This is a genomic window from Streptomyces sp. NPDC042346 (assembly GCF_055581845.1).
In genome coordinates this window covers 1306293-1328810 of the sequence record NZ_JBVJEH010000001.1, presented here as the reverse complement: position 1 = coordinate 1328810, position 22518 = coordinate 1306293, and the positions used below count along the sequence as shown (strand labels likewise).

The window sequence follows — 22518 nt, the reverse complement described above, 5'->3', positions numbered from 1 at the left end:
CCTTCACCTCGGCTGGTCGAGTGGCTGCATGAGCATGTCCTCGATGCGTTCCCTGGTCACCCGTTCGGCGCGGGAGGCGTGCTGGGTCAGATAGAGGGCGTTGAGGAGCTGGTCGGTGGCGATCACCTCGCCGGGCTCGCGGTTCAGGAAGCGCCGGACGATGCCCCGCTCCTCCTCCCCCGTGGCGGCCTCGGCCCCCAGATGGGCCTCGATCATGGCGCCGACCTGCTCCTCGCCGGGCGCTTCGAGCTCCAGGCGGATGCAGCGGCGCAACAGGGCGGCGGGGAAGTCCCGTTCGCCGTTGGAGGTGAGCACGATGAAGGGGAAGGTGCTGCAGCGGACCCGGCCGCCGTACACGGGCACCTTGCGGCCGTCGTCGCTGAGCACCTCGACGACGGGCTCGCGGTCGGCGATCCGCTCCAGCTCGGGGATGGCGAACTCGCCCTCCTCCAGGGCGTTCAGGAGGTCGTTGGGCAGGTCGAGGTCGCTCTTGTCGAGCTCGTCGATGAGCAGCACGCGGGGCTGCTCGGACGGGAGCAGCGCGGTGCCGAGCGGTCCGAGCCGGATGTACGAGCCGATGCCGGCCGGGGCCGCGGCGGCGGAACCGGGCGACCCGGCCTGGGCCCGCTCCAGTTGGACGTCCTGGAGGCGGCCGATGGCGTCGTACCGGTAGAGGCCGTCCTGGAGGGTCGTCCGGCTGACGATCGGCCAGCGCAGCACCCGGCCGAGGCGCAGTTCGTGGGCGACGGCGTGGGCGAGGGTCGACTTGCCGGTGCCGGGGTTGCCGGTGACGAGGAGCGGGCGCCGCAGGTACAGGGCGGCGTTGACGGCGTCGGTCTCGGCGGGCCGGGGGTGGTGGTTCTGGACGAGTCTGCGCCGGACGCCGAGCCGACGGTCGGAACCCGCCAGGGTGTCGTCGGCTCCGCCGGCCGAGAAGTCGCGCCAGGGCGGCGGGGCGGGCAGCCGCTGAATCTCGTCGTGCGGAAGACCGGCACCACGGTAGATCCGCCAATCGTTCACGATGGACTCCTCCTGGCTGTGGTGTCGATGCCGGGCCCGTCGAACGTACCGCCCGGCGGTGGAGCGTGCCGACGCTCAATCCGGCCGCCCCTCGCCGGGGTCGCACGCCGGTCCGCACGCGTGCGCGTGGCGGCTCCCGGGGCAGCACGCGTACGCGTGGCCGCCCGGGTCACAGGTCCCCCTCGCCGAGCAGCGGCGGGGCCTCCAGGCGCCCTCCGTGCGGCGGCCGGTCGGGCGGGTCGTAGAGGACGGCGAGGGTCTCGGCCCAGGCCAGGGCGGCCCGGTCCGGCGCGCGGGTGCGCAGGGAGCGGACGGGGCCGCGCAGCCCCTGGGCCGTCACGGCCTTCGCGAGCAGCCGGTGGGCCCGCTCGTGGAACTCCTCGCAGTCGGTGTGGTCGTGGGCGCCGGTCCGCCAGAGGGCGAGGGGGTGGCCGGCGGTCAGCGCCGCGTTCATCGCCATGAGTCCGTCGCCGCTGCCCACCGGCCCGCAGTAGACGGGGACGGTGCCGCCGTCGGCCTCGCGGAGCCGGTCGTACGTCTCCGCCCAGGTCTCCCGGCGCACGCGCGCGGTGTGGGCGTCCCGGCCGGCGCCGGGCACTTCGGCGCGCAGCGGGGCCGCGCGCAGCGGCCCGCCGTCCGCCGCCTCCCAGCGGTCGCGCCACTCGGGGGACGGTTCCCTGTCGTGGCGGCGGGCGTCACGGATGACCACGATCCTGCGCTGACCGAGGGTGGCCGACCAGGCGTCCTCGGGCTCCTGGGCGGGTTCGAGCCGCCAGGTGTCGAGGGGTTCGTCGAAGAGCTCGCGGGGCAGCACCGCCTCGACGGCGGCCAGGTGGGCGCCGCTGTCGCCGCGCCGCAGGGCGTCCGCGAGGGGTTCGCGCAGGGTGTCCCTGAGCCGGGACCGCTCGACGCCCCGGTCGTCGCAGTGCAGCGGGCTGACCGTGTGCCCGTCCAGGAGGAGCTTGACCCGCCACGGGTAACGCCGGTCGTAGCGGGGGGTGTCGATCTCCAGGAGGACGTCGGCACGCGCGCGGGGTTCGCGTACGGAGAGGGGGGCCGGCCTGCCGGGGGTGACGAGCCGGTCGATCTCGCGCCGGAGATGGCGGTCGGCGTCGCCCGACTCGTCGACGATCCAGCGGGTGAGCCCGGTCGTGTCGGCCCGCTCGCCGTACCGCACGGAGAGGTGCCGGACGACATGGGCCGCGTACAGGAGGACGGCGTCCAGGTCGAGGTCGCGGGCGGCGCTCCCGTGGACGGCGCGCAGACCGCGCAGGAGCCCGGCGCCCTCGCTCCAGGTGCGCGGGTCGTCCTCCAGCGCGTCCGGCAGGCCGTCGTCCCTGATCCAGGCCTTGACCTGGTCGATCAGGTTCATGATCTCGCCGGGGGCGGTGGGCGCGGGCAGTTCGGCGAACCGGCCGTGCAGTTGGGTGCGCAGGCCGGGGCCGATCCCTGGGGAGCCGGGCAGCAGCAGCTGCGCGCGGGTCCAGTCGGGCCGGTCGTCGAGCGAGCGGTAGCGGGCGAGGTGGTAGCGGTCGTGGGCGCGCAGCGCCTCGCCCATCGCCTCGCCGCCGGGGAGGTCGTGCAGCCGGCGCAGGGCGGTGACGGGCACGACGGCGCCTCCGTCGGGGCCGCGTCCCTTGTTGAGGCCGACGACGGCTCCCTGGGCGTGGTCGACGACCGGGCCGCCGGAGCAGCCCTCGACGGGCATGACGCCCCGGGTGACGAGGGCCTGGCCGTCGCTGCCGTTGAGGGTGCCGTGGACGTGCCGGATGCCGAGCTCGCCGGTCTCCCGGGACCAGCCGTGCAGGCTGACGGCGGCCGGCCAGACGGCCGGGCGCTCGCTGAGGCGCACGCAGGACGCCTTCTGCGCGCCGGACACCCGGACGAGCGCGATGTCGGGAAAGGCCCACCGGTCCGGCGGGTCCTCGGGGCGGTCGGGGCGCGGCAGCGCGAGCACGACCGTGCCCGTGGTCTCCCGGGTGGTCTTGCCGTCCTCCCAGGTGACGCCGACGGCCGGCTCGCTCCTCCACACCGCGCTTCCTCCCTCGGCCACGACATGGGCGCAGGTCAGCACCCAGCCGGGGGCGATGAAGAAGCCGGTGCCCCAGTACCGGTCGCCGAGCGGGTCATACCCGGTGCCGGGAGCGGCGATGCGTACGAGTGCGGGGCGCACGAGAGCGTCGAAGGCGCTCATGCGGGCCCGTCGGCCGCCGGGCGCCCGTGCGGACCTCTGTCGGGGCCCTCGGCGGCGGGCACCGGGGCGGGTGACGGGACGGACGCGGGGGCGGGGGCGGGGGCGGGTGACGGGACCGGCGCGGAGGCGGGGGCGGGTGACGGGAGGGGCGCGGGGGCGGGCGCGGGGCCCGGTTCGGTCCAGGTGAGCGAGACGTTCACGGAGGCCTTGCCGGCGCCGTCGGCGAGGACCCCGATCACCTTCCCCGACTGCGCGGACAGTTCGATGCCGAAGCTGACGGCGACCTCCACCGGCCCCTGCGGTTCGAGTCCGGCGCGGAGCGAGCCGACCACCCCGCGCACGACGTCCGTGAGTCCTCCGGCCATCGAGACCACCCGGTCCCGGACGCCGGTGTCCTGGAACCCGCCGCCTCTGCCGAGCTCCTCCGCCTCACTGATCCGCGCCCACACGGGCGTGCCGTCGTCCAGCCGAATCCGAGCGATCCCGTGTGCCACAGCGGCCCCCCGCTCCCCGAAGCGATCAGTGGGGGAGAAGGCTAATCGGTGGGACCGACAGGCGACAGGGGACGTGGGAGGTACGGCCTATCCTGATCGCATGTACTTCACCGACCGTGGCATCGAGGAACTGGAGAAGCGGCGAGGCGAGGAGGAGGTCACCTTCGAGTGGCTCGCCGAGCAGCTGCGGACCTTCGTCGACCTCAACCCCGACTTCGAGGTGCCGGTCGAGCGCCTCGCCACCTGGCTGGCCCGTCTGGACGACGACGAGGACGACGACGAGTAGGAAGCCTTCCCGGCCGCGGGGCCGGATCGGGCCCCCGGGCCGGCCCCCGAGCGGGCTGCCCGGCCGGCCACCGGGTCGGCTGCCGGGTCGACCACCGCGCCGGCCTGCGGGTCAGTTGTCCCGCAGCCGGTCGTAGACGAGTCCGAGCGCGCCGTGCGCGACGAGCAGCGCCCCCGCCGTCGCCCAGCCGCCGCTGCGCCGGCCGATCCCCCAGATCAGCAGCGGCACACCCGCCGCGAGTTGCGCCCCGCCCAGTACCCGCGCCTTGGGGCCGCGCAGGTACGGGCCCAGGGGCCCTTCCTCCACCACGTCGAGCTCGGCGCGCACGGCGTCGCGCCAGCCGCGCCATTCGAGCTGCTCGGCGCCCTGCGCCAGGGCGACGGAGCGGAGCCGGTCGGCGCTGTCACCGGGGACGAGGCCGGTCGGCAGGGCGAGGCCGGCGCGGGCGAGGACCGCGACGACGCCGACGAGCCGGCTGTGGGCGTCGGCGTCCGGGTCGGGCTCGGTGAGCGGCTCCAGGGCCTGCACGTCCAGGACGGGGTCGAGGGCGAGCCGGGCGGCGAAGGTGCGCATGGCCTCGTCCTCGCCGACGGGCGTGCCGTCCGCGAGCCAGGTGTAGCCGACGGTGCGGCGGAAGCCCGCGGCGAGCGTGATCCCGGCCCGGTCGCGGTCCCACCACAGGGCGAGGACGGGCCAGGTCGCGGCGGAGACGGCGAGGGCGGTGACCCAGCCGGTGACGACCTGTTCGACGGGCTCCCCGCCGTGGAGCCAGGGCTTCCCCTCCGGTACGAGCACGCTCCAGTCGTCGCCCGCCGGGGCGAGGAGCAGCTGTTCCCGCAGGAGCTGGGCCGGCGGCCTGACCGCCGGCGGGTCGGCACGGCAGAGGAGCAGTGCGCCTGAGGGGCTCGATCCGGATGTCGCGTTCATGCCCCCACGCTAGCCAATTTGTCCGTATACGGCGGTGATTGCCCCCTAGGCATCAGGGAAGAGTCAGGGTTGACTTCGCCCGACCGCGATATATCGTGTCTATCGAGAGTCGCGATATGTTGCGTTGCCGAAACGGGAGGTCAGCACCATGACAGAGTGGTCCGTCACCGAGCCGACGAAACTTGCCCCGGCCGACCCCGTGACGCGCCTGCAGGTCCGCATCGTCAACGGCACGGTGAACGTGGTGGGGACGGACGAGAGTTCCGCCCGCGTCGAGATCTCCGAGATCGAGGGCCCGCCGCTGATCGTGTCGCAGGACGGTTCCACCCTGACCGTGACCTACGAGGACCTGCACTGGAAGAACCTCCTCAAGTGGTTCGACCGCAAGGGCCACAGGCGCCGGGCCGTCGTCTCCGTCGCGGTCCCCGCCGGTGTCGACGTCGAGGTCGGCGCGGTCGACGCCGACGCGGTCGTCTCCGGCATCCGGGGGCGTACGGAGGTGCGCGGCGTCACGGGCGACACGACGCTCCTCGGGCTCTCCGGTCCGGTCCGCGCCGAGAGCGTCTCCGGAAGCCTGGAGGCCCAGTCGGTCACGGGCGCGCTGCGGATCACCTCGGTGACGGGCCCCGTCACCGTGATCGAGGGCGCGGGCGGCTCCGTGAAGGCGGAGACGGTCAGCGGCGACATGGTCATCGACCTCGACCCGGGCGAGCTCGACGGGCCGCCCGCCGACATCCGGCTCACCAGCGTCTCCGGCCAGGTCGCCATCCGGCTGCCGCACCCGGCGGACGCCCGGGTCGAGGCGAGCACGACGAGCGGCTCCGTGTCGAACGCCTTCGAGGACCTCCGGGTCACCGGGCAGTGGGGCACCAAGTCCGTCACCGGCACCCTGGGGTCCGGTCGGGGCACGCTCAAGGCGACCACCGTCTCCGGCTCCATCGCCCTGCTCCGCCGCCCCGAGGCGGCCGAGGACACCGAGTCCGCCCCCGCCTCGACCCGCACCGCCTCCCCCTCGGAATCACCCGCGGAATCGCCTGCGGAATCGCCTGCGGAATCGCCTGCGGGTTCCCCCTCGGCCTCCCTCTCGGACTCGCCCTCCGCGACCGGAAAGGTGCTCTGACATGTCGCCCGTCTTCGCCCATGGCCGCCTCCGCCTCTACCTCCTCAAGTTGCTCGACGAGGCCCCCCGCCACGGCTACGAGGTGATCCGGCTCCTGGAGGAGCGTTTCGAGGGGCTCTACGCGCCCTCGGCCGGCACGGTCTACCCGAGACTGGCCAAGCTGGAGCTCGAAGGTCTCGTCACCCACGCCAGCGAGGGCGGCCGGAAGGTCTACTCGATCACCGACGCGGGCCGCGCCGAACTGGCCGGTCGCGGGGCCGAACTGACCGACCTGGAGCGGGAGATCCGGGACTCGGTCTCGGAGCTCGCGGCGGAGATCCGCGACGACGTGCGCGGCGCGGCCGGCCGGGTGCGCAGCGAGATGCGCGCGGCGGCGGGGCAGACGCGGACGGCGGAGGGTTCGTCGTTCGCCGACGCCAAGGAGGAGCTGCGCCGGGCCAAGCAGGAGTGGAAGGAGCAGGCCCGCCAGGCCAAGGCGGAGGCCCAGTCGGCCCGCCACCAGGCCAAGGAGTTCCAGCGCATCGCCCAGCAGGTCCAGGAGGAGGTCCAGGACCGGTTCTCGCGGGGCGACTGGCCCAAGGGCGTCTGGGAGGGCCTCTCGGACATCACGGCACAGCTCGGCGGCCTGGTGGCGGGCACGACCCACCCGAAGGCGGCGGCCAAGGCGGCCGGGGCCACCGGCACCACGGGAGCCACGAGAGGGACCACGGGAGAGGCCGCGGCAGCCGACCCCGCCGACGAGACCGGCCGCACGCCGGAGTGGGCGCGCGACCCGGAGGGTTCGGGTGACCCGGGCCGCGATCTCGACCGGCTGCTCGACCGCTTCCGGGACGAGATCCGGGACGCCGCCCGTGACCACGGCGTGAGCGAGGAGCAGCTGGCCGAGACCCGCCGCCATCTGGCGACGGCGGCGGTCCGGATCACGGGCCTGCTGGACCCGCGGCGCAAGGGCTGAGCGGGGCGCGGGCGGGCCGGGTCAGCCCCGGGTGACGGTGACCGTCACCCGGGCGCCCGGGACCGCGAGGATCCAGGCCCTCCCCCGGTCCTTGCGGAGCACGAGCGCCCCGCCCCAGGCCGTCACCCGCCAGTCGCCGGGCGGCAGGGAGAGCTCGGTGACCCGGGGGCCGCGCCGCCCCGCGGCGTCGTACGACAGGCGGTAGACCCCCGCCGCCGCGTCGTAGGCCGCCGAGCGGACCGTGCCCGCGACCGCCTCCGCGTACGGCTCGGCGGTGAGCTCCTTGTTCGTACGGAAGGCCCCGGTGCCGTCCACCGCGCAGTACCCGCCGCCGTAGCACCACTCCCAGCCCGCCCAGCCCGAGCTGTAGCGGCCGAGGGAGGGCATCGCCTCGCGGTAGAAGCGGTTCATGTTCGGCAGGGAGTTGTTGAGCGGGCCCCACTCCCCCACCACCACGGGCACCTTGTACTCCTTGGGGTACAGCGTGACGGCCTGCTCGTAGTTCTCGATCCAGCGGGCGGCGGGGTCGTAGTCGGTGCCCGCCTCCATGCCGGCGTTGTAGAAGTGCGGGGCGTAGACGATCTTCGGGTCGTCGATCCGCCCGAGGCCGGTGGGCACGCCCTCGCCCACGATGGGGGTCGGTTCGACGAAGATCCAGGTGTCCGGGTCGACCGAACGGATCGCGTCCGCCACCCGGTTGTACATCGGGGTCAGCTGATCGCGTTCGATGCGGCGGGCCGCCGTCGCCAGGTCCTCGCCCTCCCGCAGCTCGCCCATCGGCTCGTTGATCGGGTCGTAGCCGAGGACGGCCGGGTGGTCCTCGAAGCGGTCGGCGAGCAGCCGCCACATGCGGGCCTGGGAGAGCTTGAGGTCCTCGTCCTCGTACAGGTGGGTGAAGGCCCGCTGGACGGCCGGCTCGAAGTACTCGGAGAACCAGTCGTCGGGGTGCGGGGTGAAGGGCAGGCCGTCGGTCCTGGTCGCCCACTCGGGGATGCCCCGGTGGCCGAAGGCGGGGCCGAAGACGTCCTGATGGGCGTCGATGAGCACCTTGACGTCGTGCTTCTCGGCCCAGTCCAGGATCCGTTCGACCTTGCGCAGATAGGCCTGGCTGTACTGGCCGGGGCGGGGCTCCAGGTCGTCCCAGAAGACGAGGAGGCGGGCGAAGTTGAAGCCCTTGGCGCGCATGTCGCGGAAGTGCTTCTCGGTGATCGCGGAGAGGGCGGCGTCGCCGCTGTTCGCCTTGTCCGCGAGGTTCCAGCCGCGGAGGGTGAGGGTGCGGCCGTGCTCGTCGGTCAGGGCGGGGATGGCGTCGCCGCCCCCGCGCCCGGTCTCGGCACGGGCGGCCGTGGGGGTGATCAGCGCGGCGACGACGGCGGTCGCCACAAGGGTGGTTCGCAACAAGGAAGACCTCCGGCACGAGGATGTGAGAGATGTTCATCTTTCGCGTGCCGGAGATCCCATCAGCATTACTGACGAGTCATCAAGAGGTCGTGAGGACGATCTTTCCGAAGAGTTCGCCGGAGGCCATCTTCTCGAAGCCCTCCCGCGCCCGGTCCAGCGGCAGTACCTCGTCGACGACCGGACGGACGCCCGTCGCCGCGCAGAACGACAGCAGGTCCTCCAGCTCGTCCTTGGAGCCCATCGTCGAGCCGACGACCTTCAGCTCCAGGAAGAAGATCCGGGTCAGCTCGGCGTGGGCGGGCCGGTCCCCGCTCGTGGCGCCCGAGATGACCAGAGTGCCGCCCGGCCGCAGCGACTTGACCGAGTGCGACCAGGTCGCGGCGCCGACGGTCTCGATGACCGCGTCCACCCGCTGCGGCAGCCGCGCCCCCGGCTCGTACGCCTCGACGGCACCGAGCTCGACGGCGCGCTTGCGCTTGGCCTCGTCGCGGCTGGTCGCGAAGACCCGCAGGCCCGCCGCCTTGCCGAGGGCGATCGCGGCGGTGGCCACGCCGCCGCCGGCGCCCTGCACGAGCACCGAGTCCCCGGGCCGTACACCGGCGTTGGTGAAGAGCATGCGGTACGCGGTGAGCCAGGCGGTGGGCAGACAGGCGGCCTCCTCGAAGGAGAGCTCCTTCGGCTTGGGCAGCACGTTCCAGCGGGGGACGGTCACCCGCTCGGCGAACGTGCCCTGGTACCGCTCGGTGAGGATGGAACGGGGCTCGTCCGGCCCGACACCGTGGCCGGTCTGGCCGATCACGGAGTGCAGGACGACCTCGTTGCCGTCCTCGTCGATGCCGGCGGCGTCGCAGCCGAGGATCATCGGCAGCTTCTCCTCGGGCAGTCCGACCCCGCGCAGGGACCACAGGTCGTGGTGGTTGAGCGAGGCGGCCTTGACGGTGACGGTGGTCCAGCCGGGCCGGACCTCGGGCTCGGGACGGTCGCCCAGGACGAGTCCGTTCAGGGGCTGGTCGCGGTCGATTCGGGCAGCGTAGGCAGCGAACATGGCCCCGACCCTAGGGTCGGACGGCCAGGCGGCGGAACCACGCCCCCGTGTGACACATGCCTCCGCCGCCGAACCGACGACCCGCACACGCCGCAGGGCCCCGTCCCGGCGTGCCGGAACGGGGCCCTGTCGGGGGCTCAGGTACGAGCTCAGCGGCGCGCGACGCCCTCCGCACGGGCGGCGGCGGCCACCGCGGCCGTGACGGCCGGGGCGACCCGCTCGTCGAACGGCGACGGGATCACGTAGTCGGCGGCGAGCTTGTCGCCGACCACGTCCGCGAGCGCGTTCGCCGCGGCGATCTTCATGCCCTCGGTGATCCGGGAGGCCCGGACCTGGAGCGCACCGGCGAAGATGCCGGGGAACGCGAGGACGTTGTTGATCTGGTTCGGGTAGTCCGAACGTCCGGTCGCCACGACGGCCGCGTACTTGTGCGCGATGTCGGGGTGGACCTCGGGGTTCGGGTTGGCCATGGCGAACACGAAGGCGTTCGGGGCCATGGAGGCGACGGCCTCCTCGGGGACCGTACCGCCGGAGACGCCGATGAAGACGTCGGCGCCGGCGAGGGCGGTCTCCAGGGAGCCGGTCAGGCCCGCCTTGTTGGTGATCTCGGCCAGCTCGCGCTTGACCTCGGTGAGGTCCTCGCGGTCGCGGCTGACGATGCCCTTGCGGTCGGCGACGGCGACGTCGCCGAGGCCGGCCTCCAGCAGGAACTTGGCGATGGCGACACCGGCCGCACCGGCGCCGGAGATGACCGCGCGCAGGTCGCCGAGGGTCCGGTCGGTCAGCTTCGCCGCGTTGCGGAGGGCGGCGAGGGTGACGATCGCGGTGCCGTGCTGGTCGTCGTGGAAGACCGGGATGTCGAGGCGCTCCTGGAGCTTGCGCTCGATCTCGAAGCACCGCGGGGCCGAGATGTCCTCCAGGTTCACTCCGCCGAACGACGGGGCGAGCCGGACGACGGTCTCGACGATCTCGTCGGCGTCCTTGGTGGCGAGGGCGATCGGAACCGCGTCCACGCCGCCGAACTGCTTGAAGAGGATGGCCTTCCCCTCCATGACCGGGAGGGAGGCCTCCGGGCCGATGTCGCCGAGGCCGAGCACCGCCGTACCGTCGGTCACGACGGCCACGACCTGGGACTTCCAGGTGTAGTCGTTGACCAGCTCGGGCTGCTCGGCGATCGCGGTGCACACCTTGGCGACGCCGGGCGTGTACGCGAGGGACAGGTCGTCCTTGTCCCGGAGGGGAACGGTGGCCTGCACGGCCATCTTGCCGCCCCGGTGAAGGGCGAAGACAGGATCGAAGGGCTCGGGAGCCCCGTCCGTACCACTGTCATTGCGAGGATTGACGATCTCCGCTGCCATTGGGAAGACCCCTTAAGTCTGTTTCATTTGAGGGTGGCCACTCCTGGTTGAGGAGGGGTGGGGAGGCACCGCGGCCGCCTTGTCTGGCAGCCGCTCGGGCGCGCCGCACAACGCGCCCTGAGCCCCGGATGAGGGGTGTAAGGATCCTTCTTACCGGACGGACGGCACCGCAGACGAGTCCATAACCACTCGGTGACGCGACTCATACCGAGAGCATCCGGACACGGATGGAGCGCGACACGTCACCCGATGTCCACATAGATGCCCACGGCACCCGAATGGCCGCCTTCGGCTCGTCCGAATGGCGAGATCAACCGCAGATTTTCCGGTGATGGGGAAGGGATCCCGAAGAAGGTCCGGCCTTGATGTACCGGCCTGTCGCGATTCGGGGGTCACCCGTTACCCGATTTTGACATCCATGGCCGTCGGTTTGAGGCAGTCCGAATGGCAAGATGCCGTAATCACACGAGGTCGCGACACTCGAAGACGCGTACGTGACCTGCTGGCAAGCCCCTCACACGCCGGAGGAACCCGACCATGACCGCACGCTCCACGCGCTGTACGACCGCCGCCAAGACCCGCACGTCCCGTCTTGCCGCGGTCGCCGCCATCGCGGTCGCCGGCTCGATGCTGCTGACCGCCTGCGGCGACCAGACCTCGGGCGGCTCCTCGACCCCGACGAAGGACGGCGGCTCCGCCTCCGCCAACACCGCGCCGCTGTTCTCGAAGCTCCCGGCCGACATCCAGAAGGCCGGCGTCATCAAGGTCGGCACGGACGCCACGTACGCCCCGATGGAGTTCAAGAAGGGTGCGGAGATCGTCGGCATCGACCCCGACGTCGCCGCCGCCCTGTCGAAGCAGCTCGGCGTGACGTTCGCGTTCGAGAGCGGCACCTTCGACACCCTGCTCACCTCGATGACGACCGGCCGCACCAACGTCGTCATGTCCTCGATGACGGACACCAAGGCCCGCCAGGAGGGCCTGGACGACAAGGGCAAGAAGACCGGCGCCGGCGTCGACTTCGTCGACTACTTCTCCGCCTCCACCGGCATCCTGGTGAAGAAGGGCAACCCGGAGAACATCAAGTCCCTCGACGACCTGTGCGGCAAGAAGCTCGCGGTGCAGCGCGGCACGACGTACGAGCAGGCCGCCAAGGACCAGGCCGCCAAGTGCGAGAAGGACGGCAAGCCGAAGCTGACCTTCGAGTCGTACCCGACCGACGCCGAGGCGCAGACCCGCGTCAAGGCCGGCGGCGCCGTGGCCGACCTCAACGACTCGCCGGTCGCCGCCTACATCGCCCAGACGGCCGGTGGCGGCAACGACTTCGAGGCGATCGCCAACAAGACGGACGCGGGCCTCTTCGGCATCGCCGTCGACAAGAAGAACACCCAGCTGCGGGACGCGCTCAAGGAAGCCCTCGACGCGGCCATCAAGGACGGCAGCTACAAGGCCGCCCTCGACAAGTGGAACGCCGGTGACGGCGCCATCCCCGCGGCCAAGATCAACGGCGGCTCCTGACCCTCTCCCGCAAGACTGAAGGGCAGTCGTTGTGACTGACAAGATCGACAAGGTTCCTGCCGGGGCGCCCGCCCCGGCGGGAGTCCCGCCGGAGGCCATCAAGGCCATTCCGGTCCGCCACTACGGGCGCTGGGTCGCCGGCGTCGTGGTGGTGGCCCTGCTGGTGCTCATCGGGTACGCCTTCTCCCAGGGCAACGTGCGCTGGGCGACCGTGCCGGAGAAGCTGTTCGACTCCACCATCCTGAGCGGTCTCTGGCACACCATCCTCATCAGCGTGGCCTCGATGGCCCTCGGCCTGGTGCTCGGCGTGGTGTTCGCCGTGATGCGTCTGTCGAAGAACCCGGTGACCAGTTCGGTCGCCTGGCTCTACATCTGGATCTTCCGCGGCACGCCGGTCTACGTGCAGCTGCTGATCTGGTTCAGCCTCGCCCTGATCTTCCCGGTGTTCAACATCGGGTTCTACAAGGACGAGATGACCGACGTCATGACCCCCTTCCTGGCCGCCCTGCTGGGCCTCGGCCTGAACGAGGGCGCGTACATGGCGGAGATCGTCCGCGCGGGCATCCAGTCGGTCGACGAGGGTCAGACCGAGGCCTCGCACGCCCTGGGCATGAGCCAGGCGAAGACGATGCGCCGGGTGATCCTGCCGCAGTCGATGCGGGTGATCATCCCGCCGACCGGCAACGAGTTCATCAACATGCTGAAGACCTCTTCGCTGGTCGTGGCCGTGCAGTACCCGGATCTGCTGCGCGCCGCGCAGGACATCGCCTCGACCTCGTTCGCGGTCATGGAGATGTTCTTCGTCGCCTCGATCTGGTACCTGATCCTGACCTCGGTGTTCAGCGTGGGCCAGTACTACCTGGAGCGGCACTACGCCCGCGGCTCCCTGCGGTCCCTGCCGCCCACGCCGTGGCAGAAGATCAAGGCGAACCTCTCCCGATTCTCCAACCGTGAGGCGGTGGCCAAGTGACCGCAATGGTGAAGGCCGAGGGCGTCCACAAGTCCTACGGCGCCGCGCACATCCTCAGGGGAATAGACCTTGAGGTGCAGAACGGCGAGGTGTTCTGCCTGATCGGCCCGTCCGGTTCCGGCAAGTCCACCTTCCTGCGCTGCATCAACCACCTGGAGAAGATCAACGCCGGCCGTCTCTCGGTCGACGGCCAGCTGGTCGGGTACCGCCAGAAGGGCGACAAGCTCTACGAGCTGAAGGACAGCGAGGTCGCGCTCCAGCGCCGCGACATCGGCATGGTCTTCCAGCGCTTCAACCTGTTCCCGCACATGACGGCCCTGGCCAATGTCATGGAGGCGCCGATGCAGGTGAAGGGCGAGACGAAGGCCGTCGCGCGTGAGCGTGCCCAGCGGCTCCTCGACCGGGTGGGCCTCGCGGACAAGGCCGGGAACTACCCCTCGCAGCTCTCCGGCGGCCAGCAGCAGCGTGTGGCCATCGCCCGCGCGCTGGCGATGGAGCCGAAGCTGATGCTCTTCGACGAGCCCACCTCGGCTCTCGACCCCGAGCTGGTCGGTGACGTCCTCGACGTCATGCGCGACCTGGCCGAGTCGGGCATGACCATGGTCGTCGTCACCCACGAGATGGGCTTCGCCCGCGAGGTGGGCGACTCGCTGGTGTTCATGGACGGCGGCGTGGTGGTCGAGTCGGGCCACCCGAGGGACGTCCTGACCAACCCGCAGCAGGACCGGACGAAGGCATTCCTGTCGAAGGTCCTGTAGGACGCGCACAGGAAGAAGGGGCGGTACGGGATCACTCGTACCGCCCCTTCTCTCATTTCGGGTTCTCGGATTTTCGGGTTCTCGGGCTACTTCACCGCGAGCACCAGGGCGTCGGAGGGCGAGGCCCACACCGCCCGGGCCTCGCCGAAGCCGGCGGCGCGGAGGGTGTCGGCGTGCCAGCCGAGGGGCGGCGTGTCGCCGTCGGCGTGCTCGCCGTAGATCGCGAAGCGGCGGGCGGTGGGCTCGGCGAGGACGGGGTCCATGGCGGCGAGGGCCCACCACTCGGCCCAGTCGAGGACCCCGGCGGCCTTCTCGCGGTCCATACGGGCATGGCGCTGGGCGCGCTCGGCGGCGTTGATGCGCGGGGTGGCCGTGTCGATCATGTGGTCGGCGTTCATGAAGACGCCGCCGTCGCGGACGAGACCGGCCAGCTGCCCGTAGAGGACGGCCAGGGGCTCGCTGTGGAGCCAGTGGAGGGCCGTGGCGGTGAGGACGACGTCGTACGAGTCGTGGGGCAGCCGCGCGGCCCACGCGGGATCCTTGAGGTCGGCGGTCACGAAGGTGACTCGCTCGTCGCCGGCGAAGTACCCCTCGGCGATGGCGAGCAGGGCGGGGTCGAGATCGACACCGGTACTGGTCGCCTCCGGGAACCTCCGGAGGAGCCGATCCGTGATACTTCCCGTACCGCACGCGAGGTCGAGGACCCGGGGCTTCGGTCCCACCAGGGCCTCGACCATGTCGAGCATCACCCGGAACCGCTCCTCACGGTCCGGCATGTACCACTCCTGCTGACGGTCCCAGCTCTGCTGCCAGCCCGCCCAGTCGGTTCCGGTCATCGCCGCTCCTCCCCACTCTTCGTAATACCCTCGTAGGGGAAACAGCCGTTACCCCTACCGACCGAGACCCTAGCCCGCCGGAGTAAGGACTACAAGTGGAACTGGCCTATTACTCGGATTACGCCGTGCGTCTGGTCAACACCGAGGAGCCGGCCCGCAACAAGGACGCCCTGACCTCCGTCGAGGTGATCCGCGAGCTCTTCGGCCCGGCCACCCAGATGGCCCGGCGGGCGACCGACTCCGACGTGACCCGCTTCCGGTCGGTACGCACCCGCCTGCGGGCCGTCTTCACCGCGGCCGACGAGGGCGACCACACCGGCGCCGTGGACCTCCTGAACTCCCTGCTCCTGGAGTTCCCGGTCAGCCCCCAGATCTCGGGCCACGACACCCTCGACGAGGAGGGCCGCCCGCGCTGGCACATGCACCTCGCCGACCACCCCTCGAACGCGACCTCGGGCTACGCGGCGATCGCGGCGATGGGCCTCGCCTTCCACCTGACCGAGTTCGGCGCGGACCGGCTCGGCCTGTGCCAGGCGCCGCCCTGCCGCAACGCGTACCTCGACACCTCCACCAACCGATCCCGCCGCTACTGCTCGGACCGCTGCGCGACCCGGGCCAACGTGGCCGCCTACCGCGCCCGCAAGCGCCTGGAGGCCGAGCGGCCCGACCACACGGGCCTCACCGACGAGAACAGCCAGGAGAGCACCACCCCGGCCGACCGCTGACGCCCCGGCGTCACGGGCCGGTACCGCGCCCGCACCCGCCCGAGGACCAGCTCGGGCGGTACGGCCCCGAAGACCCGGCTGTCCCCCTCGGCATCCGGGTTGTCGCCCAGCACCCACCAGCCGCCGTCGCGTCGCTCGATCAGCCGCTTCACGATGAGCAGATCCTGCTGGAGCGGATGCCGCAGCACGGCCACACCGCCGGGCCTCAACCGGCCGCCGTAGTGCACGAGCAGCTGATCGCCGTGGAGCAGCGTGGGCACCATCGACACCCCCGTGACCTCGGCGATCCCGAACGGCGCCCCGGCCGCATCCACCCGCTCCGGCCCCGATTCCCTCATCCGCACTCCCGACCCACGCGCCGGCGCACCCCGCCGACCCGTCTCGTCCACTCGTACACGAGTCCCATGGTGACCCTGGACTTTTGACCTAAGCCCCAGGGGGCGCCCGCGAAAACGCCCTTCTCACCGAGTAATGTCCCACCTGAGAAGACGATCACGAGGAAGGACGGCTCAATGCTCTCCCGCCTGTTTGCCCCCAAGGTGAAGGTCAGCGCCCACTGCGACCTCCCGTGCGGCGTGTACGACCCGGCCCAGGCCCGCATCGAGGCCGAGTCGGTCAAGGCTGTCCAGGAGAAGTACCTGGCGAACGAGGACGCGCACTTCCGTGCCCGCGCCACGGTCATCAAGGAGCAGCGCGCGGAGCTCGCGAAGCACCACGTCTCGGTGCTCTGGAGCGACTACTTCAAGGCCCCGCACTTCGAGAAGTACCCGCAGCTCAACCAGCTGGTCAACGACACCCTGAAGGCCCTCTCGGCCGCCAAGGCGTCGACCGACCCGAAGACGGGCGAGAAGGCGCTGGAGCTCATCGCCGAGATCGACCGCATCTTCTGGGAGACGAAGAAGGCCTGACCTCCGGTCATGCCGTCGGGCCGCGGTTTCCCCGCTCGCCCGGCTTCCTTCCCGGCCCGCACCCGGTCCGCAGGCCGCCTTCACGGCGTCCATGGCGGTCCGGGTGCGGTCTTTTCCGGCCGTGTTCAGTCACTAGGCTGCGGAGCATGAACGCGCAGTCGCCCCCGCTCCTGACCCCGGAAGCCGCCCGGCGCCTCCAGGGCATGCTCCGGGCCGAGATCGGCCCGGGTCTGAGCGAGCGTGAGCTCGACGCGGTCGAGGCGCGGTTCGGCTTCACCTTCTCGGCCGATCACCGGGTGTTCCTCGGTGCCGGGCTCCCGCACGGCTCGTCGCGGTGGCCCGACTGGCGCAACGGCGACCCCGAAGACCTGGCCGAGCGACTGGCGCGGCCCGTGGAGGACGTGCTCTTCGACGTGGAGCACAACGTGTTCTGGCATCCCGCCTGGCCGTCACGGCCCTCGGAGACGTCCGACGCGCTGCGCGTCGCGAGGACCGAGCTGGAGAGCGTGCCGCAGCTGGTTCCGGTCTACGGACACCGCTACCTGCCCGGCACGGCGGGCGAGCACGGGCACCCCGTCCTGTCCGTCTACCAGACCGACATCATCCTGTACGGGAACGACCTCACCGACTACGTCCACCATGAATTCGCCGGCCGATCGAGCGGCCTCCTCGCCCGTACGACAGTCGACTTCTGGTCGTACTTCGTCGAAGGCGGACCGGGCATCGACGTCACCGCACCCACGCCGTTCACGCCGTACGCCCTGAGCGCGCAGGAGGCCGTCGACTGCCTCCGGATGCTGGCCCTGGAGCGCCTGATCGGCCGACGGCACCACCCGGAGCAGCTCGTCGAAGCCGGCCTCACGGCCCTGGTCCTCGACGTCGAGTCGGAGTCCCTCCCCCTCCTCGCCGGCCTCACCCGCACCGAACACGACCAAGCCGCGGACCTGTTCGACCGCGTACTGACCGAACTCGGCCTGCTCCAGGACCTCCCCGCCGACACCACCGACCTCCCCTGGGAAACGACGCGCTGGGAACTCGTCCGCTGGTGGCTCCGGCTGATCGTGAACGGCAGCCTGGACCCCGGCGCCGGCGGTGACCTGATCACGTACGAAGGGTGGGCCGCACTGGCCCGGCCGCAGTCGCTCCGGCCACTGGTCGACAAGACCGACGCCTACAACGGCTGGGCGGCGGTCGGACGCGGCGACCGGGAGCACCTGGCGGCAGCGATCGCCGAGGAGGCGAAACGCCTGCTCGACGGCGCCTGGCCGCCGCTGGACTGATGCCAGGTGAGCCGACGCGCCGAGCCGCGTCCCCTCTAGGCCGGATCCACCGGCAGGGTGTAGCGGCGCTTCTCCTTGGACGTCGCGCCCAGGCGGTCGTAGAAGCGGATCGCGCCCTCGTTCCAGGCCGGCGTCTGCCACTGGATCTCCGTCAGGCCCAGGGCGCGCGCCTCCGCGCGGACGGCGTCGATCAGGAGCGGCCCGAGGCCGTGGCCCCGGGCCGTGGAGGTGAGGTAGAGGCAGTCCATGTGGAGGTACGCGACGCCGTCCCAGGTGGAGAGCTCGGGCGCGCAGGTGGCGTAGCCCGCGAGGCTCCCGTCCGGGAGTTCGGCGACGAAGCAGCGGAGGCGGGGCAGCTCGTCGCCGGGCCCCGGACGTGCAGTCAGCTCGTCGCCGGGCCCCGGACGTGCGGGCAGCTCGCCGCCCCGGCTCCCCTCGCCGAAGAGGAGGATCGCCAAGCGGGGCGCCAGGTCCGGTGTCGGAGGTGCGGCTTTCTCGTACTCGGCGTGTTCGGCGACGAGTTCGACGATCCGTCCCAGGTCCTCCGCGCGGGCGCGGCGGACCGCGGCCCTTCCGTCCCCGCCGTCACGATCGCTCATACGGCCATCATGCACGGCCCCACCGACAGCCCGGCGGCCGCTCCCTGGCGGCGCAGCCACTCGCGGTACGGGGCGGCGCGCAGGGCCACCTCGCGGTAGGCGGCGGACAGCTCCGCGTACAGCGTGTCCAGGGGCGTCTCCGGGCGCGCGTACAGCAGCAGCCGGACGGCCAGCGGGTCGCCGCGCAGGGGGCGGATCGCCATGTCCTCGCGGGGTACCGAGGTCGGCTGGCAGGGGGCGACGGCCTCGCCGAGGACGATGAGCGACGCGGCCGTGTGGTAGTCGCCGTGCAACAGCGGCGGGTCGATGCCGGCCGCTCCGAGGACCCGCCGGAGGCCGTCCCATTCGCCGTCCACGGTCGGGTCGACCATCCAGTGGTCACGGGCGAGGTCGGCGAGGTCGACGACGGGTGCCGCGGCGGCGGGGTGGTCGCGGGCCATGGAGATGAACTGCGGTTCGCGGGCGACCAGGACCCGTCGCTGAAGCCCCTCGGGCACCCGTAACGGGCAGCCCTCGACCTCGTGGACGAAGGCCACGTCGAGCTGGCCCGCCGCGACCGTGCTCAGCAGCGCGTGGGCGGAGACGTCCACGCGGAGGCCGACGTCCGTGCCGGGCAGCCGCTGGCGGAGCCGGCGCAGCCAGCCGGGGAGCGCCCGGCTGGCGGTGGAGCCGACGCGGAGTCCGGGGCCCTCCGTACGGGCGACCGCCGCCCGGGTCTCGGTGACCAGCGCGGCCATGTCCGCGACGAGGGGGCGGGCCCGGCTGAGCACGGAGCGGCCGAGCGGGGTGGGCAGGCAGCCGGTGCGGCCGCGGGAGAAGAGTTCGGCGCCCAGGGAGTTCTCGATCCGGCGCAGTTGGGTGGTCAACGAGGGCTGGCTCATGCCCAGTTGCCGCGCCGCCTTGTGCAGGCTGCCGGCGTCCGCGATGGCGCAGAGCGCGCGCAGATGTCTCACCTCCAGCTCCATGCCCCCGAGGGTAGGGCGGCGGCCTGTGTCGCACCAGACAGCCGGAGCGCGTCAAATACCTTGGTTTTCAAGGTAGTTGGGTGTATCCATCCGGGTGATGTGGGCGGGCTATCGGCAATTGACATCATCCCCACACGCCCCGGCTTCCCCGAGACTCGCTCCGACCCCCTACAGGAGGAGCCCCCCATGCGTCACCCCAAGGTCCTCAACTCCGTACTGACGGCCGCCCTCGGCCTCGGTCTCGCCGCCTCGCTCGGTACGGCTCCGGCAGCGGCCGCTCCGACGGCCGCTCCGGCCGCCGCTCCCGCCGTCGGCGCCGCCGCCGTGGCGTACGCCGGTTCGGCCGAGGAGGCCAAGGCGAACCAGGCCTTCTTCGACGCCGTCGTGAAGTCGGTGGCGAAGAAGCGGGCCGCCAACCCGGGCGCGGCCGCGGTCACCGTCGTCTACAGCGCCGCCAACGCGCCGAGCTTCCGCACCCAGATCGCCCGCTCCGCCCAGATATGGAACGGCTCGGTGGTGAACGTCCGGCTCGTCGAGGGCAGCAACCCGGACTTCACCTACTACGAGGGCAACGACTCCCGCGGCTCGTACGCGAGCACCGACGGCCACGGCAGCGGCTACATCTTCCTCGACTACCGGCAGAACCAGCAGTACAACTCGACCCGCGTGACGGCCCACGAGACCGGGCACGTCCTCGGCCTGCCGGACCACTACAGCGGGCCGTGCAGCGAGCTGATGTCGGGCGGCGGCCCCGGCACGTCCTGCCAGAACGCCCAGCCGAACGCCCAGGAGCGCTCCCGCGTCGACCAGCTGTGGCGGTACGGGCTCACCTCCGCGTTCAAGACCTCCTGATCCCCGGGAAGCGTCCGTACGCATACGAAGAGGACGGCGGCGCCCGCGAGGGGCGCCGCCGTCCGGCGTTCGGGTGGGGTACGGGACCCTGAGTGTCAGGCCGCCCGGGTCTCGCGGGCCGCCCGGGTGTCAGGCCGCCCGGGTCTCGCAGGCCGCCTCGATGTCAGGCCGCCCGGGTCTCGCAGGCCGCCTCGATGTCAGGCCGCCGGGGTGTCGCGGGCCGCCTGGGTGTCAGGCCGCCTGGAGGAGCCGGCGGCCGAAGTCGGCGCCGGGCGGAAGCTGGCGCCGGACCCGGTCCAGCGCCCCCTCGAAGTCACCTCCGGCGACGCACGATTCGAAGGCGGCGCCACCGTAGTGGAGCGTCAGACTGAGGTCCGAACGCTCACCGAGCGTCAGCAGACAGCTCAGCGTGGCCTGTTGGGTCACGCCGTCCATGACGACGGGGAGCGGCAGGTCCCACTCCAGGACGCAGCCGAAGAGGGCCTGCCCGCCGCTCTCGGCGGCGCTGAGCGCGGCGAAGGTCGCGCCCGTGTACTCGACCCCCCTGATCCGGGTGGCGACGTGCCGCCCGGTGGCCGTGATGACGATCGCTTCCGCGCCGCTGCGGTCCCGGTACCAGCCGGTCCAGACTTCTGTCGACTCCGATGACATGCGCGGACTGTAGCGGTATGACCGGCTCCGGCGCGCGGCCGGTCACCCAGTGGCCGGACTTCTCCCGATCTCGCCGTTCTTGCCGGTCACGTGCGTGCTCGTGGCTTCCGCACCCGGGTCAGGACCCCGTGTGGCCCGCGCCTCCGTGCCTCCGTACAGCGGGCAGTCCGGATTGCGGCACGGCTGCACTTCCCACTCCGGCACCCAGGCCCCGAGGACCTTGTGCCGGGTGGCCAACTTGTCGCGCGGTCCACCACAGGCCGGGCACGTGGGCTCGGCCAAGGAGTCCCGCGTCGTGCGAGGCACCTCGTCACCCATGGTTCCAGGGTAGGACGCCTCGCGCGGGCCCGCTCCCCGCCGCTACCGCTGCCTGGTGTACGTACGGACGAGCACGCCGTTGTCGAAGGTGCGCACCTCGCCGAGCGTGAAGTCGCGGGGCTCGAAGCCGGCGCCGAACATCGGCATGCCGGAGCCGTAGACCTGCGGATACGTCTTGACGACCAGCTCGTCGATCTCCTCGATGAGCTCGCCCGCGATGGTGGAGCCGCCGCAGAGCCAGATGCCCAGGGGGCTCTCCTCGGCCTTGAGCTCGCGGACGCGGCCGACCAGGTCGTCGGCGATCAGCTCGACGTTGGCGTCGGGCGACTCGGTCAGCGACCGGGTGGCGACGAACTCGCGCAGATGGCCGTAAGGGCTGGTGACGCCGATGTCCAGGGCGAGCTGGTACGACTTCAGCCCCTGGACGACGGTGTCGAAGTGCTTGTTGTCGCCGTCGATCCCGAACGCCTCCCGGCCCTGCGTCGGGATCGTCTCGGGGTACTCGGCGCCCATGAACTGCAGGTACTGCGCGTCCACGAACTTGAACATGGACGTGGCATCGCCCTCGGGGTCACCGATGAAGCCGTCGATGGTGCAGGCGATGTAATAGGTGAGCTTGCGCAAACCGGTCCTCTTCGTCTTCGGGGGTGGGCTGCGACCGCAACCACGACGGCTATAGTGCTTCACTTGTAGTGGTTGCGCAAGCCCCATGGCCAAAGGAGTCGGAAGTGGCGAGAAACCCGGAACGCCGTACGGCACTGCTCGACGCCGCGATCGAGGTGCTGGCGGACGAAGGCGCCCGCGGGCTGACCTTCCGGGCCGTCGACGCCCGGGCCGGGGTCCCCACGGGCACCTCGTCCAACTACTTCGCCGACCGGGACCAGGTGCTGTCCGAGGTCGCCGACCGGATCTTCGTCCGGCTGACGCCCGAGCCCGGCGCCGTCGACACCGCGATGCTGCCGGAGCCCAGCCGCGCCCTCGTCGTCGAGCTGATGCGCTGGCTCGCCCGGCGCATGGCCGCCGAACGCACCTGCTACCTGGGCCTCTTCGAGCTGCGCCTGGAGGCCGCGCGCCGGCCCGAGCTCCAGAAACGGTTCACCCAGGTACTCAGGGACGACCTCGACCTGAACATCCGGCTGCACGTCGAATCCAGGATGCCCGGGGACGCGGACACGGTCCGGGTGCTCTACTTCGCCCTCACCGGCCTGCTGCTCGACCACTTCACCGTCCCCGGCCTCCACGCCGAACGGGACCTGGACGAGCTGGTCGAGACCGTGGTGGACCGGATCGTCCCGGAGGGGTGACCGCACCCACGGCGGCCCCGGCCCCGGCGGCCCC

General features: G+C 71.8%; 24 protein-coding genes. 11 read left to right on the top strand and 13 right to left on the bottom strand.

Going from position 1 to position 22518, the window contains the following annotated elements; genetic code table 11:
* Nucleotides 1–3 precede the first annotated feature (3 nt).
* The 3 genes from ACZ6K0_RS06350 to ACZ6K0_RS06340 all read right to left on the bottom strand — a co-directional run bounded on the left by ACZ6K0_RS06350 (nt 4) and on the right by ACZ6K0_RS06340 (nt 3708).
* Entirely contained in the window at nt 4–1020 is a 1017-nt protein-coding gene (locus ACZ6K0_RS06350) for an AAA family ATPase (protein WP_376400207.1), read from the bottom strand.
* Nucleotides 1021–1189: 169 nt separating this feature from the next.
* The gene (locus tag ACZ6K0_RS06345) at nt 1190–3214 is read right to left on the bottom strand and encodes a VMAP-C domain-containing protein (RefSeq protein ID WP_469227672.1); all 2025 of its coding nucleotides are present in this window, start codon (nt 3212–3214) and stop codon (nt 1190–1192) included.
* Nucleotides 3211–3708 (bottom strand): CU044_2847 family protein, encoded by a 498-nt coding sequence (locus tag ACZ6K0_RS06340; RefSeq protein WP_469227673.1) that lies wholly within the window; start codon nt 3706–3708, stop codon nt 3211–3213. The genes ACZ6K0_RS06345 and ACZ6K0_RS06340 overlap by 4 nt, the downstream gene beginning before the upstream one ends.
* Nucleotides 3709–3808: 100 nt before the next feature.
* Here ACZ6K0_RS06340 and ACZ6K0_RS06335 point away from each other — a divergent pair, with 100 nt between their 5' ends.
* Nucleotides 3809–3994 carry a DUF6104 family protein gene (locus tag ACZ6K0_RS06335; protein ID WP_024761804.1) on the top strand — a complete coding sequence of 62 codons (186 nt, stop codon included), beginning with the start codon at nt 3809–3811 and terminating at the stop codon, nt 3992–3994.
* A 111-nt stretch (nt 3995–4105) separates the two neighbouring features.
* Here ACZ6K0_RS06335 and ACZ6K0_RS06330 read toward each other — a convergent pair whose 3' ends face one another.
* Entirely contained in the window at nt 4106–4921 is an 816-nt protein-coding gene (locus tag ACZ6K0_RS06330; RefSeq protein ID WP_376400216.1) for a hypothetical protein, read from the bottom strand.
* A gap of 148 nt (nt 4922–5069) precedes the next feature.
* Here ACZ6K0_RS06330 and ACZ6K0_RS06325 point away from each other — a divergent pair, with 148 nt between their 5' ends.
* Together ACZ6K0_RS06325 and ACZ6K0_RS06320 are read left to right on the top strand one after the other, a co-directional pair.
* Nucleotides 5070–6041, top strand: coding sequence for a DUF4097 family beta strand repeat-containing protein (locus tag ACZ6K0_RS06325; protein WP_469227674.1), 972 nt, complete (start codon nt 5070–5072; stop codon nt 6039–6041).
* A 1-nt stretch (nt 6042) separates the two neighbouring features.
* The gene (locus tag ACZ6K0_RS06320; protein ID WP_469227675.1) at nt 6043–6996 is read left to right on the top strand and encodes a helix-turn-helix transcriptional regulator; all 954 of its coding nucleotides are present in this window, start codon (nt 6043–6045) and stop codon (nt 6994–6996) included.
* 21 nt (nt 6997–7017) lie between these two features.
* Here ACZ6K0_RS06320 and ACZ6K0_RS06315 read toward each other — a convergent pair whose 3' ends face one another.
* The 3 genes from ACZ6K0_RS06315 to ACZ6K0_RS06305 form a co-directional block, all read right to left on the bottom strand.
* The gene (locus tag ACZ6K0_RS06315; protein ID WP_469228011.1) at nt 7018–8355 is read right to left on the bottom strand and encodes a cellulase family glycosylhydrolase; all 1338 of its coding nucleotides are present in this window, start codon (nt 8353–8355) and stop codon (nt 7018–7020) included.
* A gap of 121 nt (nt 8356–8476) precedes the next feature.
* Complete coding sequence (locus ACZ6K0_RS06310) at nt 8477–9442, bottom strand: zinc-binding dehydrogenase (protein ID WP_376400225.1); 966 nt, start codon at nt 9440–9442, stop codon at nt 8477–8479.
* Nucleotides 9443–9591: 149 nt separating this feature from the next.
* Nucleotides 9592–10800: an NAD(P)-dependent malic enzyme gene (locus ACZ6K0_RS06305; protein ID WP_376400227.1), complete on the bottom strand. Its 1209-nt coding sequence runs from the start codon at nt 10798–10800 to the stop codon at nt 9592–9594.
* A gap of 537 nt (nt 10801–11337) precedes the next feature.
* On the opposite strand from ACZ6K0_RS06305, the gene ACZ6K0_RS06300 reads away from it, so the two are divergent.
* The 3 genes from ACZ6K0_RS06300 to ACZ6K0_RS06290 are packed head-to-tail and all read left to right on the top strand — an operon-like array spanning nt 11338 to nt 14046.
* A complete protein-coding gene (locus tag ACZ6K0_RS06300) occupies nt 11338–12318 on the top strand; it encodes an ABC transporter substrate-binding protein (RefSeq protein WP_376400230.1) in 981 nt (326 codons plus the stop codon).
* A 31-nt stretch (nt 12319–12349) separates the two neighbouring features.
* On the top strand, nt 12350–13288 hold the full coding sequence (locus tag ACZ6K0_RS06295) for an amino acid ABC transporter permease (RefSeq protein WP_376400233.1): 939 nt from the start codon (nt 12350–12352) through the stop codon (nt 13286–13288).
* Nucleotides 13285–14046 carry an amino acid ABC transporter ATP-binding protein gene (locus ACZ6K0_RS06290; protein WP_376400236.1) on the top strand — a complete coding sequence of 254 codons (762 nt, stop codon included), beginning with the start codon at nt 13285–13287 and terminating at the stop codon, nt 14044–14046. Before ACZ6K0_RS06295 ends, ACZ6K0_RS06290 begins: the two co-directional genes overlap by 4 nt.
* Nucleotides 14047–14132: 86 nt before the next feature.
* Here ACZ6K0_RS06290 and ACZ6K0_RS06285 read toward each other — a convergent pair whose 3' ends face one another.
* Nucleotides 14133–14882, bottom strand: coding sequence for a class I SAM-dependent methyltransferase (locus tag ACZ6K0_RS06285; RefSeq protein WP_469227676.1), 750 nt, complete (start codon nt 14880–14882; stop codon nt 14133–14135).
* 95 nt (nt 14883–14977) lie between these two features.
* Here ACZ6K0_RS06285 and ACZ6K0_RS06280 point away from each other — a divergent pair, with 95 nt between their 5' ends.
* Nucleotides 14978–15607: a CGNR zinc finger domain-containing protein gene (locus ACZ6K0_RS06280; protein WP_469227677.1), complete on the top strand. Its 630-nt coding sequence runs from the start codon at nt 14978–14980 to the stop codon at nt 15605–15607.
* Here ACZ6K0_RS06280 and sodX read toward each other — a convergent pair.
* Entirely contained in the window at nt 15511–15945 is a 435-nt protein-coding gene (gene sodX, locus ACZ6K0_RS06275; RefSeq protein WP_469227678.1) for a nickel-type superoxide dismutase maturation protease, read from the bottom strand. The two genes, ACZ6K0_RS06280 and sodX, sit on opposite strands and share 97 nt — an antisense overlap.
* 174 nt (nt 15946–16119) lie before the next feature.
* On the opposite strand from sodX, the gene sodN reads away from it, so the two are divergent.
* Nucleotides 16120–16515 (top strand): superoxide dismutase, Ni, encoded by a 396-nt coding sequence (sodN, locus tag ACZ6K0_RS06270; RefSeq protein ID WP_150266174.1) that lies wholly within the window; start codon nt 16120–16122, stop codon nt 16513–16515.
* A 146-nt stretch (nt 16516–16661) separates the two neighbouring features.
* Complete coding sequence (locus tag ACZ6K0_RS06265; RefSeq protein WP_469227679.1) at nt 16662–17795, top strand: hypothetical protein; 1134 nt, start codon at nt 16662–16664, stop codon at nt 17793–17795.
* Nucleotides 17796–17830: 35 nt separating this feature from the next.
* Here the strand turns inward: ACZ6K0_RS06265 and ACZ6K0_RS06260 are convergent, their stop codons facing one another.
* Nucleotides 17831–18394: a GNAT family N-acetyltransferase gene (locus ACZ6K0_RS06260; RefSeq protein WP_469227680.1), complete on the bottom strand. Its 564-nt coding sequence runs from the start codon at nt 18392–18394 to the stop codon at nt 17831–17833.
* On the bottom strand, nt 18391–19359 hold the full coding sequence (locus ACZ6K0_RS06255) for a LysR family transcriptional regulator (RefSeq protein ID WP_376400257.1): 969 nt from the start codon (nt 19357–19359) through the stop codon (nt 18391–18393). Before ACZ6K0_RS06255 ends, ACZ6K0_RS06260 begins: the two co-directional genes overlap by 4 nt.
* 186 nt (nt 19360–19545) lie before the next feature.
* Between ACZ6K0_RS06255 and snpA the strand changes: the two genes are divergently transcribed.
* Nucleotides 19546–20211: a snapalysin gene (snpA, locus tag ACZ6K0_RS06250; protein ID WP_469227681.1), complete on the top strand. Its 666-nt coding sequence runs from the start codon at nt 19546–19548 to the stop codon at nt 20209–20211.
* A 231-nt stretch (nt 20212–20442) separates the two neighbouring features.
* Here snpA and ACZ6K0_RS06245 read toward each other — a convergent pair whose 3' ends face one another.
* Nucleotides 20443–20862 carry a DUF6304 family protein gene (locus tag ACZ6K0_RS06245; protein ID WP_376400263.1) on the bottom strand — a complete coding sequence of 140 codons (420 nt, stop codon included), beginning with the start codon at nt 20860–20862 and terminating at the stop codon, nt 20443–20445.
* Nucleotides 20863–21222: 360 nt separating this feature from the next.
* Nucleotides 21223–21804: a dihydrofolate reductase family protein gene (locus ACZ6K0_RS06240; RefSeq protein ID WP_376400266.1), complete on the bottom strand. Its 582-nt coding sequence runs from the start codon at nt 21802–21804 to the stop codon at nt 21223–21225.
* A 104-nt stretch (nt 21805–21908) separates the two neighbouring features.
* Here ACZ6K0_RS06240 and ACZ6K0_RS06235 point away from each other — a divergent pair, with 104 nt between their 5' ends.
* A complete protein-coding gene (locus tag ACZ6K0_RS06235; RefSeq protein ID WP_376400269.1) occupies nt 21909–22484 on the top strand; it encodes a TetR/AcrR family transcriptional regulator in 576 nt (191 codons plus the stop codon).
* The last annotated feature ends 34 nt before the right edge of the window (nt 22485–22518 follow it).